This window comes from Corynebacterium sp. MSK041, assembly GCF_030232265.1.
In the GTDB taxonomy this organism is placed as follows: Bacteria; Actinomycetota; Actinomycetes; order Mycobacteriales; family Mycobacteriaceae; genus Corynebacterium.
In genome coordinates this window covers 83,221-95,878 of the sequence record NZ_JASPJK010000004.1, presented here as the reverse complement: position 1 = coordinate 95,878, position 12,658 = coordinate 83,221, and the positions used below count along the sequence as shown (strand labels likewise).

Sequence of the window (12,658 nt, the reverse complement as noted above, 5' to 3'; positions counted from 1 at the left end):
TGACAACCTGACAACAAGGAGACCGTGCCGGTGACTACACCTGCTACCCCGTCTGATTCCTCTACCCCGCAGCGCGCTGTTGTTGTTCTCGCTGCTGGTGCGGGGACCCGCATGAAGTCGACGAAGCAGAAGACGCTCCACGAGATTGGTGGGCGCAGCTTGTTGTCGCACTCTTTGCACGCAGCAGCAGGTGTGCACCCGGCGCATCTCGTGGCGGTGGTGGGCCACCAGCGTGAGCAGGTCTCTCCCGCCGTCGAATCGATCGCGGAGCACATGCACGTGACCATCCTCCAGGCGGTGCAGGAGGAGCAGAATGGCACCGGCCACGCCGTGCAGGTGGGCTTGGAGGCGATCCCGGATTTCACGGGCACCGTGGTTGTGACCAATGGGGATGTGCCGTTGTTGAGGGCGGAGACGATTGAAAGGCTCGTCGATAAGCATGAAAGCGAACATGCTGCGGTGACCGTGCTCTCCCTCGAGTTTGAGAACCCCACGGGCTACGGGCGCATCATCCGCGATGCGGCCGGTGATGTCCAGGAAATCGTGGAGGAAAAGGATGCGACTGATGAGCAGCGTCGCGTGCGCGAGGTCAACTCGGGCGTCTTCGCGTTCGACGGCGCCGTGCTGCGTGACGCGCTGACCCGCATCAATTCTGACAATGCGCAGGGCGAGCTGTACATCACGGATGTGCTGGGCATCGCGCGTAACGACGGCCACAAGGTCGCCGCTTTCACCGCCCCCGATGCCCGCGAGCTCGCCGGTGTCAACGACCGTGTGCAGCTCGCCGCGGCTGGCAAGGAGCTCAACCGTCGCCTCGTGGAACGTGCAATGCGCGCTGGCGCCACGGTCATCGACCCGGCCACAACCTGGATCGGCGTGGACGTGGAGATCGGCCAGGACGTGACCATCCACCCCAACACGCAGCTGTGGGGCTCCACCACGATTGGCGACGGCGCCACCATTGGCCCCGACACGACCCTCACCGACATGGAGGTGGGCAACGGCGCCACCGTCGTGCGCACCCAGGGTGAGCTCGGCGTGATCGGCGACGAGGCAACCGTGGGGCCTTTCACCTACATCCGCCCCGGCACGACGCTGGGCGCACGCGGCAAGCTCGGTGGCTTCGTGGAAGCCAAGAACGCGCAGATTGGCGAAGGTTCCAAGGTCCCCCACCTCACCTACATCGGCGATGCCACGGTAGGCCGGGAATCCAACATCGGCGCATCTTCTGTTTTTGTGAACTACGACGGCGTAAACAAGCACCACACCACCATCGGCGACCACTGCCGCACCGGCTCCGACACCATGTTTGTGGCACCGGTGACCGTGGGCGATGGTGCGTATACGGGCGCGGGTACAGTAGTCAGTGAAGATGTTCCTGCGGGCGCCTTGGCCATCAAGGAAGGACGCCAGCGCAACATCGAGGGCTGGGTGGAAGCCAAGCGGCCCGGTACGGCCGCAGCGGAAGCTGCCCAGCGCGCACGTGAGAACGCAACTGATACCGCGAGCGACAACTGACTGAAAGGCAATACCTGACCCATGACCGGTAAGAAAGTCGAAAGCCACAAAGATCTCAAGGTCTTTTCGGGCCGTGCGCACCCCGAGTTGGCGGAGCAAGTCGCCAGCGAACTCGGCATCGAGCTGGTGCCCACCACGGCGCGCGACTTCGCCAACGGCGAGATCTTCATCCGCTTCGGGGAGTCCGTCCGTGGCTCTGACTGCTTTGTCATCCAGTCCCACGCGCAGCCACTGAACAAGTGGCTGATGGAGCAGCTCATCATGATTGATGCGCTGAAGCGTGGCTCGGCCAAGCGCATCACCGCGATTCTGCCGTTCTACCCGTACGCCCGCCAGGACAAGAAGCACCGTGGCCGCGAGCCGATTTCCGCGCGCCTCGTTGCTGATCTGCTCACCGCTGCTGGCGCGGACCGCATCGTGTCCGTGGACCTGCACACTGACCAGATCCAGGGCTTCTTCGACGGCCCGGTGGACCACATGCACGCGATGCCGATCCTGACGGATTACATCAAGTCCAAGTACTCGCTGGATAACCTCGTAGTGGTCTCCCCTGACGCTGGCCGTGTGAAGACCGCTGAGAAGTGGGCTAACACGTTGGGTGACGCGCCGCTGGCCTTCGTGCACAAGACCCGCGACATCGACGCTGCAAACAAGGTTGTGTCCAACCGCGTCGTCGGTGAGGTTGAGGGCAAGGACTGCGTGCTTCTGGACGACATGATTGACACCGGCGGCACCATCGCCGGCGCCGTCGGCGTGCTGAAGGACGCCGGCGCTCGTTCCGTGGTGATTGCCACCACGCACGGCGTGTTCTCTGACCCGGCGCGTGAGCGTCTGTCCAACTGTGGTGCTGAGGAGATCATCACCACCGACACCCTCCCGCAGAGCACCGAGGGCTGGAAGAACCTCACCGTGCTGTCCATCGCCCCGCTGCTCGCCCGCACGATCCATGAGATCTTTGAGAATGGTTCCGTGACCACCCTGTTTGAGGGCCAAGCTTAAAAGTGTCCGGCCCACAACAAGACCCAGCTTTCGCGGCTGGGTCTTCTCCTGTTCACGACGTTGATCATGGCCTGCACCGGGCCATGAAGAGCCGTCAGCTCCACATGATTGCACTGGGCTCCGCCATTGGCACCGGCCTGTTTTTAGGTTCTGCTGAATCCATCAACTACGCCGGGCCGGCCGTGCTGGTCACGTTCCTCATCGTGGGTGTGATCGTCTATCTGCTCATGCGCATGCTGGGTGAGATGGCTGTGGCCAATCCTGTGTCCGGCTCCTTCGCCGCGTACGCGCGCGAGTACATCAGCCCCCGCGCCGGCTTCATCGTTGGGTGGAACTGGTGGTACACCACCATCGTGGTGGGCATGATTGAACTCACCGCCATGGGTACCTTCCTGGACTTTTGGTTCCCGGACATCCCGCACTGGGTCACGGCGCTGGTCACGCTCATCATCGTGCTGGTCATCAACGCTGCCCGCGTGAGTATCTTCGCGGAGGCTGAGTATTGGCTGTCGTTGATCAAAGTCCTCGCCCTCGTGGCCATGATCATCCTTGGCTTCGTCCTGGTGCTCAACCCCTCCTCCGAAGCGGGGTTCCACAACCTCACCATCCACGGCGGTTTCTTCCCAATGGGCGCCACCGGCGTTGTGTTCTCCCTCGTCGCGGTGACATTCACCTTCGGCGGCATCATGTCCGTGGGAACGGCCGCCGGGGAAGCTGAAGATCCGGAGCAAACGATCCCCAGGGCTATCAACTCCATCATCTGGCGCATCCTGGTGTTCTACATCGGTGGCATGAGCGTCATTTTGTTGCTGGCGCCGTGGGATGAACAGGGGGCTTCCGAGAGTCCCTTCGTGCGCGTGCTCACCTTCGTGGGCATTGACGGTGCCGCCCACCTTCTCAACCTGGTGATCATGGCCGCCGTCGCATCCGTGTGCAACACCATGACGTACTCCGGTGCACGAATGCTGCGCGACCTCTCCCGTAATGGGCAGGCTCCCAGTTACTTCGCACATACGACGTCGAAAGGCCTACCGTTGCGCGCTTTGCTTTTCAACGGCGCGCTCATGGGTTCCGTGGTCCTGCTCAACTACTTCTTTGAGGGCAAGATCTTCACCATCCTGCTCGCCGTCGTGGTCGGCTCTGAGCTGATCACGTGGGCGGCCGTGAACTTCGCGCACCTCAACTTCCGCAAGCGCGGCTACTCATCTAGTTTCAAGGCTCCGCTGTTCCCCGTGGCCAACTACATCTGCGCCGCGTACTTCGTGCTGGTGATCGTGCTCATGGCCATGCTGCCCGACTACCGGGTGGGCCTTGCGGCCATGGGTGTGTGGGCCGTGATTCTGTTCGCCGTGGCGTCGCTGTCACGCTCGGCGGGAGAAACCCCTAGCACTACTGGCTGACCGCCGCTGAAAGTTTGGTCAGCGGGCCGGGGTGCTGCTAGAATTTTGCAGGTCTCGGCGAGGGACTTGCTGATCGGATCTGATCGATCTATATCAATCAGGAGAGATCAGCAGGGCCGTTATCGACGCGATGAAGACTTTCGCTGCTCGCGCAGCATCACACGGTCACTCGACGAGAACGTATTGTCACTTTCGTCTGGGTGGCCGCTTTTGTAGCTCCACCCGGTGAGAACACCATAGGAGAACCATCATGGCTACCACCCCTGTTATTAAGGCTGAGAAGCGCGAAGAGTTTGGTAAGGGCGCTTCCCGTCGTCTGCGCGCAGCAGGTCGCGTGCCGGGCGTCATCTACTCTGCCGGCGAAGAAAATATTCACTTCCACGTGGACATCCTGGAGATCACCGCTCTCGTGCGTAATGATGGCACTAACGCCATCCTCGAGCTCGAGGTCGAGGGCGAGAAGCACCTGGCCATCGTCAAGCACGTTGACCAGAATGTGCTGACCCTGAACATTGACCACATCGACCTCCTGGGCGTGAAGCGCGGCGAGAAGGTCAACGTCGAGGTCCCAGTTGTCCACGAAGGCGAGGCTGCTCCGGACGCTGTTGTCCTGCAGGAGCTGGACCTGGTGGAGATCGAGGTCGATGCCCTCAAGATTCCGGACGAGATCGTCGTGTCCATCGAGGGCAAGGAGATCGGCGACCAGATCCTGGCTGGCGACCTGCCGCTGCCGGAGGGTGCAGAGCTGCTCACCGATCCGGAGTACCTGGTCATCAACGTCACCTTCCAGCAGGTTGATGAAGAGGTCGAGGCTGCCGCTGAGGAAGCTGAGGAGGGCGGCGCTGAGGCTGGCGCTGAGTCCACCGAGGAAGCTGCCGAGGGCGAAGAGTAAGCCGCTTATCGACGCTAACGGCTAAACGCCTCAACGGCCGGCACCCCACCGCGGGGTTGCTGGCCGTTTCTCTTATTTGCAGACTTAGTTCTGCTGCTTAACCCCCGCTTTTGGCCGCGCAACAAACAGCAGCACCAGTCCCGTGATAATCCACAGGGCCAGTACCCACCAGGCGGCCCCTGCACCGGCACCGTCAAAGAATGACAGGGAGCGGACGAGGTGACCGGTCGCGCCGATCGGCATCCACTGACCCAGGGTGGACCAGCCTGCGGGGAGCAACCACGGGCCCGTCGACAAGCCGGACAGCGGGTTTGCCAGGAAAATCGTCAGCACAGCACCGAGGCCAACACCGCCTACACCAATGAGTGCGCCAAGACCCGCGGTCAGCATCGAGGTCGCCAAAATACCTGCCGAGATCGCGAGCCACTCCAGACCAAAGCTGCCCGTGAGAGTGCCGTAGACCGAGTGCAGCATCCACGTTGCAACCAAAGCGCCGAGCACGGCGATGCCCGTTAGCACGCCAATTTTGGTCCACTTGGAGCCGCGGAACAGGAACGTCGCTACGACCGCGGAGATGATTCCGCCAAATGCGAGAGGAAGACCCAGCAGAGCCAAGCCTGTCGCCTGCGGATCTTCCGAGGAGGTCGGTGCCAGGTCGGCGCGCTCAACGGTCATGCCTTGGGCTTCAAGGGAGCCGGCGATGCCGTCGACAAGCTGCACATACGGTGCACCGTTACCGGAAGCGGTGAATGCGGTGGCCCCTTCAGGCGTGACAGCAAGACCGCCGACTGCCTCGCGTTCGAGCACTGCGTTGCGCACGTCGTCGGCGTTGTCCATCACGGTGATCTCAGGGGCCTCATCCCCTGCCTTTTGTGAGATTCCCTGCGTCAGCTGCTGCACCATCGGCTCCGGCGCACTCACCGCCACCGGTACACCTGCGGGACCGGACGCGAATGTGGGCGCGAGGAACGCAAAAAGCATCAACCCGATGATGACGGGGATACCAAAGATCACTCCAAGGGCCTTAGCTACGTCTGAGCGATCACGCTCTTCTTTCACTGCTGTGGTCATTTTCAGACTCCTTTTCAAACTAAGATGGAACACCTTGTTCCACTTCTATAAATGGAGCATAGTGTGCCGTTTGGTATGGTGCAAGCATGAGACAGGACGCTGCTGATAACCGCGAAGCGATCGTTACCGCCGCCCGAACATTGCTCGTTGAGCACGGCGCAAACGTGTCCATGCGCGCAATCGCCAAAGAGGCTGGGGTTGGAGTAGCCACTGTGAGCAGGCATTTCCCCGATCGCATCACGCTTTTTGAAGCCATCGGCGCCAACGCTGTCCACGACATCGACGTCGTCATCAACCAGCATCTCCCCCTCTTTGAGACCAATCCCGAAAAGGCATGGAGTGGTGCAGTTCACGCCATCGCCGGGCTCAAACTCGCGCTGCTCGGATTAACCCTGTTCACTGAAATGGACCACAATCCGGATTTTCAGCACATCGTTAAAAAACGCAGCGAGGAGATTCGCGCTGCCTATGCCCCCTTGATCACCCGCGCAAAGGAAGCTGGGTTGTGCCCAGCAGATATCGAGCCACTCGAATTCCACATCGCACTGGTGATCGCTTCTCGCCCGCTGCCGAATTCATCGATCATCAACGCGACAGCACCTCGTATCCAGCAGGAACTCATCGACATCTTCCTCGACGGCCTAAAGGCCCGCGCGACCTAGACTGCGGAACGTAGACTCAATTCTTGTGACTTCTGATTCTTCACCGGTTCTCATCGTCGGCCTTGGCAACCCGGGCACCATCTACGCCCAAACTCGCCACAATGCGGGGGCCATGCTTATCGACGAGCTCCTGGACCGCACCACCCCCATGCCCGCCCAGCTGAGCGTGCACAAGAAGACGAACACTGAGGTCGCTGAGCTCACCGCCGGTCGCCTGACCAACCGCCGCACCATCCTCGCACGCACCCGCGGCTTCATGAATGTTTCCGGCGGCCCTATCAAGGCTCTGGCCAGCTACTACGGGGTCAAGCCGGCAGACATCTACGTCATCTACGACGAACTCGACCTCGACTTCGGCCAAGTCAAACTCCGCCTCGGTGGCGGCGACCACGGCCACAACGGCCTCAAGTCCGTCACCAAATCCCTGGGCACCCCAAATTACAACCGCCTGGCTATCGGCATCGGCCGCCCACCTGGCCGCCAGGCACCGGCCGATTACGTACTCAAGCCCTTCGGCAAACAAGAGTCCGCCGAGCTGCCCATCATGCTCGCCGATGCAGCCGACGAGCTCCTCGCTGGAATGTCGTGAATATCGGGAATATCGTGATCACCATGAAGCCCCCGTTCTCCACACGCAGTCTCTGTGCCCTCGCCGCCAGCCTCTCTGTCGCTGCTGGTCTCACCGCTTGCTCTTCTCAGGATGATTCCCTCGCGGAACCAGCATTGTCCGAGCCCCCGGCAATAACTAGCGCGCAGGACACCACCACTTCCAATGAAGCACCGGAAGAGGAACCAGATTCTGACAAGAATGAGCTGCCCGAACTCGCACCCCTTGAACAAGCCCTTGAGGGAGTCCTGATGGAGGTGGGCTACCGGGACATGACGCCCCCTGATATGTACGAAAGGGTGCAGTACGCCGACACGGGACAGCGGTACTACGCGATCAAGCTTGACCCGGTGAAGCCACTCGACGCACAGATGGGCGGCACCCGCATCACCCGGGAGGCAGAATGGGCAATCCTCAAGAACATCGAGCGCAACTCCGCAACAGCTGAACTCGACTGGCCCACACTCCTCAATAAGCGCATGAGGGTATTTGCGCACCAAGATGACATCATCTTCGGCAGCGACCCGGGTATCCCCTACCTCGCCGTGAGTCTCCAGCGGTTCACCCGGGATCCACAGGTACTGGGCTAGCTGAGCCCCAACAGGGCGGACTCGATTTCGGCTGCTGACCCTTCCAGCAGCTTGCCCGCGAAGTCCTCACCCACCAAGCAATAGGCATGGTCCGGGTCGCTGCGCAGCGGCTTCTGCATGGCGTGCAGCTGCGGGTACAGCGGCGGAAGATTGTCATGCTCACGAGTAAAAAGGGTCTCCGCGCCACGGGCGTAGCGGCCGGAGAAGGCGCGGGTGGACACAGATTTCCCGCCTTCGCGCAGCAGGGCGCGGTTGCGGTCGGAGGTGCCGGCTTCGTCGGCAAGCAAGAAGGCACTTCCACAGGCGACGGCGGTGGCACCCCACTCGATGAGGTGCTCCACGTCCTCGTGCGTGCGGGCACCACCCGCAGCGATGAGAGGGACGTTGACGTGGCGGAAGATGCCGTCGAGAAGCTTCTCCAGCGGCCGCGCATCCGGCTCCTCGGTGAGCGTCCACGTGGAGCGGTGACCACCGGCCTTCGGGCCCTGCACGATCAAGCCATCGGCCCCGCGTTCGGTCGCCTTGAGCGCGTCGACCTCATTCGTCACCGTCACCCACGCCTGGATGCCCGCGTCGTGGATGCGGCGGAATTCTTCCTCCGTGAAGCAGCCGAACGTGCAGGAAATGATGGTGGCGCGCCCGTCTTCCAGCGCCAGATCCAGCTTGTCGTGGAAGCCGAACGTGTAGTCCGGCTCAGGGATCTCCGCACCCAATTCAGATGCGATCGCCTCGAGATCCTCCCGGAGTGGCTCCTCGCGCTGCGGGTAGAAGAGGTTCACACCAAACGGCTCCTCGACGCGCGACAGTTCCTCGCGCGCCTGATCAAGCGAGCACGTGCCCCACGCAAGGAAGCCGAAGCCAACTGCATTGACCAGCTCCGGGGTGCTCGGGCCGCCCGCCATGGGGGCAGCGATGACGCGGGGCAAACGTGCGGGAAGTTCAGGTGGCATGGGGTCCACCTTAACGCCCACCTCCCATAGACTTGGCACCGTGTTTGATTTTCTGCGCCGCTTGTTTTCTTCTTCCCCCGCACCGGCCCCCGCCCAAAACCGTGGCCTTGACCTCGCCGCGATCGACGCCGAGTGGCTCATCGTCGGCCTGGGTAACCCCGGCGCACAATATGCCGCCACCAGGCACAACGTGGGATATATGGCGCTCGACGAGCTTATCGACGCTCCCCTACAGCCGCTTCCCGGCGTCAAAGCCCACGGCCTCATGGTGCCGGACACCAACGCCTTTGCGGTGCGTTCAACGACCTACATGAACCTCAGCGGAGAAGGTATTGCCCCTGTGGCTGAAAAACTTGGGATTCCGCCGGAGCGCATCGTGGTCCTCCACGACGAGCTGGACCTGCCCGCAGGAAAAGTCCGCGTGAAGTTGGGCGGAAATGAGAACGGCCACAACGGCCTGAAGTCCCTGACCGAGCATCTGGGTACCCGCGATTACATCCGCGTGCGCATCGGCATTGGCCGCCCACCGAAGGGCACCCCGGTCCCCGACTGGGTTCTTGGCCCTGTCGAGGACAAGGGCCTTGACGTGCAGATCGCCCTGGCTGCGGAGGCTGCCCGACTCGTCGTCACTCAGGGCCTCCAGCGCGCGCAGAACGAGATCCACGCGAGAAACTAGCCTCGCAACTTCCCGGCGTACTCCTCCAGCCGGTCACACAGTGCGGCGAGCTCCGTCGCGCGGTGCGGCATCGGATTGAAGCCATCGCGCATCTCCATCGCCTGGATGAAACCAAGCTGCTCGCGCACGTCGTGCATGTGGAAGTTCGACGCAATCTGGCGCCAGTGCTCGATCGCGCGGACGGCACCGAGGCTGCCGTAGCCGACGAAGGCGATGGGCTTGCCCACCCACTCCGGCCCCAGGGTATCCACGGCATTCTTCAGTGCGGCCGGCACGGAGTGGTTGTACTCCGGAGTGATGAAGATGAACCCGTCACAGGAATCAACGGCCTGGGACCAGCGAGTCACCTCATCATTGTCGTACTGCTTGTTCATGAGCATGGGGAGGCCGGCGCCGTCGTAAAGCGGGAGCTCAAAATCTGCGAGGTCGATGAACTCGTACTCGAAGCCCTCGCGCTCCCCGATATTCTCCCGCAGCCAGGTGGCAACCTTCTCCGCGGTGCGCCCCTTTCGGATGGATCCGATGATCACGCCAACCTTCATGTGTTTTCCTCTCATTTGCGTACAAGTGACTTAACTCGGCTCCACTCTAATAAAGGCCAGTAGAACCTCCCGCGATGAAGCTCGAGTAACTAGAGTCTTCAACGTGAGAATCTACGAAGGAATTCCAGGGGATCAGAAGATGGACGTCACGATCATCGGCGGAGGTTTCGCCGGAACCGCTGCAGCAATCAACTTGGCACGGGCGAATCGGTCCGTCTGCATGGTCGACGAAGGACGCCCGCGTAACCGCTTTAGCGAGCACGCGCACGGCATCCTGGGAATGGACTCGGTCAACCCAACCGAACTCTTGAAAAAGGGCCACACAGAATTCGAGTCCTTCGGTGGAACGATCGTGCGGGACCGCGCAAAGAAACTGACAAGGGCACACGACAAATGGTCCGTAGCTCTCGGCAGTGGCAACGTCATCGAGTCTCCGCATGTCCTCGTGGCCACCGGCATCACCGACGTGTTGCCTGATGTGCCTGGCCTCTCCGCGCTATGGGGAACGCGAGTCTTCCACTGTCCTTATTGCCACGGCTTTGAGGTGAACGGGACGAACCTCGCTGTTATCGGCGGAGAGAATCCCGGCTTCACGTTCCATATTTCGAAGCTGCTCACTAAGTGGGCAAGGACCGTCACGTTCTTCCCGAACGGACTCGAACTTCCCGCCAATGAGAACGCCGTTTTCGAATCCCTTGGTGTCGCTATCGTCGACGAACCCGTCCTCGAGGTGGGCCCAGTGGAATCCGATCGAGTCGTAGTCCGCACGACAGGCCACCAATTCGTCTTCGAATCCTGTTTCACCGGTCCACGTTTCGAACCAAACGACGAACTGCTGCGCGAAGCTGGGTGTAATGTCGTCGACGGATGGGTCCATACACAACGTGGACTGACATCGCAGCCAGGACTGTGGGCGGCGGGCAATGTTGTCAGCTCACCCGACCAAGTTTCGCAGGCGGCAGGCACGGGAGCAGCCATCGGGAGAGCGATCGACCAGGCTCTTTTCCTCGAAAAGCTGTCCTGATTCCGCTGCATTGCGCTAGTTAGCCCTCGTAACGTCTAAGCGACTACCCTCTACAGGTCATGAGCACCGTTTCCGAGGCCGCCCGCCGCCGCACATTCGCCGTCATCGCCCACCCGGACGCCGGTAAGTCGACGTTGACGGAGGCACTCGCACTGCACGCGCACGTCATTTCGGAGGCTGGCGCGGTGCACGGCAAAGGCAACCGCAAGGCGACGGTGTCTGACTGGATGGAGATGGAGAAGGACCGCGGGATCTCCATCGCCTCCTCTGCCCTACAGTTCGAATACGCGCCAGAGGGCCACGACGGTGAACCGTACGTGATCAATCTCGTGGACACCCCAGGTCACGCGGATTTCTCCGAGGACACCTACCGTGTGCTCTCCGCGGTCGATGCCGCAGTCATGCTTATCGACGCCGCCAAGGGCCTCGAGCCCCAAACCCTCAAACTCTTCCGCGTCTGCAAAGCCCGCGGACTGCCGATCGTCACCGTGATCAACAAGTGGGACCGTGTGGGGCGTGAACCACTCGAGCTTGTCGACGAAATCGTCACCGAAATCGACCTCCAACCCACCCCCCTGTACTGGCCCGTCGGCGAAGCGGGCGACTTCCGCGGCCTCGCGCACGTCAACGACGACGGTGAGGCGGACCAGTACATCCACTTCACCCGCACCGCCGGCGGTTCCACCATCGCACCGGAGGAATACTTCGCCCCTGCCGATGCCGCCGCAAAAGAAGGCGATGCTTGGGACATCGCTGTTGAGGAGGCTGAACTGCTCGCGGCTGATGGTGCCGTCCACAGCCAAGAACTCTTCGAGCAGTGCGTCACCTCGCCTTTGATCTTCGCCTCCGCGATGCTTAATTTCGGTGTGCACCAGATTCTGGACACCCTGTGCGCTATCGCCCCCGCCCCGGAGGGCCGCGTATCTGACCCACAAGCCATCGAGGCCGCAACTGCCGGTGGCGGCCAAGCCATCGACCCGGTGCGTGAGGTCGGCGATGATTTCTCCGGTGTCGTGTTCAAGGTCCAGGCCGGCATGGATAAGAACCACCGCGACACCCTCGCGTTCATGCGCGTCGTCTCCGGCGAATTCGACCGCGGCATGCAGGTTACACACGCCCAGTCAGGCCGCAGCTTCTCCACCAAGTACGCTCTCACCGTCTTCGGCCGCGACCGCGACACCGTGGAAACTGCCTTCCCCGGCGACATCATCGGCCTGGTCAACGCCGGATCGCTCGCCCCCGGCGACACCATCTACGCCGGCAAGAAAGTGCAGTTCCCACCGATGCCCCAGTTCGCGCCGGAGCATTTCCGCACGCTGCGCACCAAGTCCCTGGGCAAGTACAAGCAATTCCGCAAGGCGTTGGAGCAGCTCGATGCCGAAGGAGTCGTGCAGATCCTCCGCAACGACCTGCGCGGCGATGCCGCCCCTGTCATGGCCGCCGTCGGCCCCATGCAGTTCGAAGTCATGCAGGCCCGCATGGAAAACGAATACAACGTTGAGACCGTCGCGGAACCCATCCCCTACTCCGTCGCCCGCCGCACCGACACCGAATCCGCCCCGGAACTGGGTCGCCAGCGCGGCGTGGAGATCTTCACCCGCACCGACGGCGAACTCATCGCCCTATTCGGCGACAAGTGGAAGCTCGCCTTCATTGAGAAGGAGCACCCCGAGCTCACCATGGAGCCTCTCGTCGCAGACTAGATCCGGCCAATCCCCCTCTAGAAC

13 protein-coding genes are annotated in these 12,658 nt (G+C 61.8%); 10 read left to right on the top strand and 3 right to left on the bottom strand.

The annotated features are described in order from the left end of the window. Positions 1 to 30: 30 nt before the first annotated feature. The 4 genes from glmU to QP968_RS05395 all read left to right on the top strand — a co-directional run bounded on the left by glmU (position 31) and on the right by QP968_RS05395 (position 4,809). Entirely contained in the window at positions 31 to 1,518 is a 1,488-nt protein-coding gene (glmU, locus tag QP968_RS05410; protein WP_284855385.1) for a bifunctional UDP-N-acetylglucosamine diphosphorylase/glucosamine-1-phosphate N-acetyltransferase GlmU, read from the top strand. A 21-nt stretch (positions 1,519 to 1,539) separates the two neighbouring features. Then, positions 1,540 to 2,517, top strand: a complete 978-nt coding sequence (locus QP968_RS05405) for a ribose-phosphate diphosphokinase (protein WP_284855384.1) — start codon at positions 1,540 to 1,542, stop codon at positions 2,515 to 2,517. 2 nt (positions 2,518 to 2,519) lie between these two features. Continuing rightward, entirely contained in the window at positions 2,520 to 3,917 is a 1,398-nt protein-coding gene (locus QP968_RS05400) for an amino acid permease (protein ID WP_284855383.1), read from the top strand. 250 nt (positions 3,918 to 4,167) lie between these two features. Beyond that, positions 4,168 to 4,809, top strand: a complete 642-nt coding sequence (locus QP968_RS05395; protein WP_284855382.1) for a 50S ribosomal protein L25/general stress protein Ctc — start codon at positions 4,168 to 4,170, stop codon at positions 4,807 to 4,809. Positions 4,810 to 4,893: 84 nt separating this feature from the next. Here the strand turns inward: QP968_RS05395 and QP968_RS05390 are convergent, their stop codons facing one another. Next, on the bottom strand, positions 4,894 to 5,880 hold the full coding sequence (locus QP968_RS05390; RefSeq protein WP_102723247.1) for a hypothetical protein: 987 nt from the start codon (positions 5,878 to 5,880) through the stop codon (positions 4,894 to 4,896). Between the two features lie 86 nt (positions 5,881 to 5,966). On the opposite strand from QP968_RS05390, the gene QP968_RS05385 reads away from it, so the two are divergent. The 3 genes from QP968_RS05385 to QP968_RS05375 are packed head-to-tail and all read left to right on the top strand — an operon-like array spanning position 5,967 to position 7,739. Beyond that, positions 5,967 to 6,542, top strand: coding sequence for a TetR/AcrR family transcriptional regulator (locus QP968_RS05385; RefSeq protein ID WP_284855381.1), 576 nt, complete (start codon positions 5,967 to 5,969; stop codon positions 6,540 to 6,542). 25 nt (positions 6,543 to 6,567) lie between these two features. Beyond that, a complete protein-coding gene (pth, locus tag QP968_RS05380; protein WP_102723249.1) occupies positions 6,568 to 7,131 on the top strand; it encodes an aminoacyl-tRNA hydrolase in 564 nt (187 codons plus the stop codon). A 23-nt stretch (positions 7,132 to 7,154) separates the two neighbouring features. Further along, positions 7,155 to 7,739, top strand: coding sequence for a hypothetical protein (locus tag QP968_RS05375; protein WP_146014921.1), 585 nt, complete (start codon positions 7,155 to 7,157; stop codon positions 7,737 to 7,739). Here the strand turns inward: QP968_RS05375 and QP968_RS05370 are convergent. Further along, positions 7,736 to 8,689, bottom strand: a complete 954-nt coding sequence (locus tag QP968_RS05370; protein WP_284855380.1) for a nitronate monooxygenase — start codon at positions 8,687 to 8,689, stop codon at positions 7,736 to 7,738. The genes QP968_RS05375 and QP968_RS05370 overlap by 4 nt on opposite strands. Here QP968_RS05370 and pth (QP968_RS05365) point away from each other — a divergent pair. Then, on the top strand, positions 8,688 to 9,365 hold the full coding sequence (gene pth, locus QP968_RS05365) for an aminoacyl-tRNA hydrolase (RefSeq protein ID WP_502870914.1): 678 nt from the start codon (positions 8,688 to 8,690) through the stop codon (positions 9,363 to 9,365). The two genes, QP968_RS05370 and pth (QP968_RS05365), sit on opposite strands and share 2 nt — an antisense overlap. Here the strand turns inward: pth (QP968_RS05365) and QP968_RS05360 are convergent. After that, positions 9,362 to 9,907 carry an NADPH-dependent FMN reductase gene (locus QP968_RS05360; protein WP_102723252.1) on the bottom strand — a complete coding sequence of 182 codons (546 nt, stop codon included), beginning with the start codon at positions 9,905 to 9,907 and terminating at the stop codon, positions 9,362 to 9,364. The two genes, pth (QP968_RS05365) and QP968_RS05360, sit on opposite strands and share 4 nt — an antisense overlap. Before the next feature lie 103 nt (positions 9,908 to 10,010). On the opposite strand from QP968_RS05360, the gene QP968_RS05355 reads away from it, so the two are divergent. Beyond that, a complete protein-coding gene (locus QP968_RS05355) occupies positions 10,011 to 10,931 on the top strand; it encodes an NAD(P)/FAD-dependent oxidoreductase (RefSeq protein WP_257997213.1) in 921 nt (306 codons plus the stop codon). Positions 10,932 to 10,990: 59 nt separating this feature from the next. Beyond that, complete coding sequence (locus QP968_RS05350; protein ID WP_284855378.1) at positions 10,991 to 12,634, top strand: peptide chain release factor 3; 1,644 nt, start codon at positions 10,991 to 10,993, stop codon at positions 12,632 to 12,634. Positions 12,635 to 12,658: the final 24 nt, after the last annotated feature.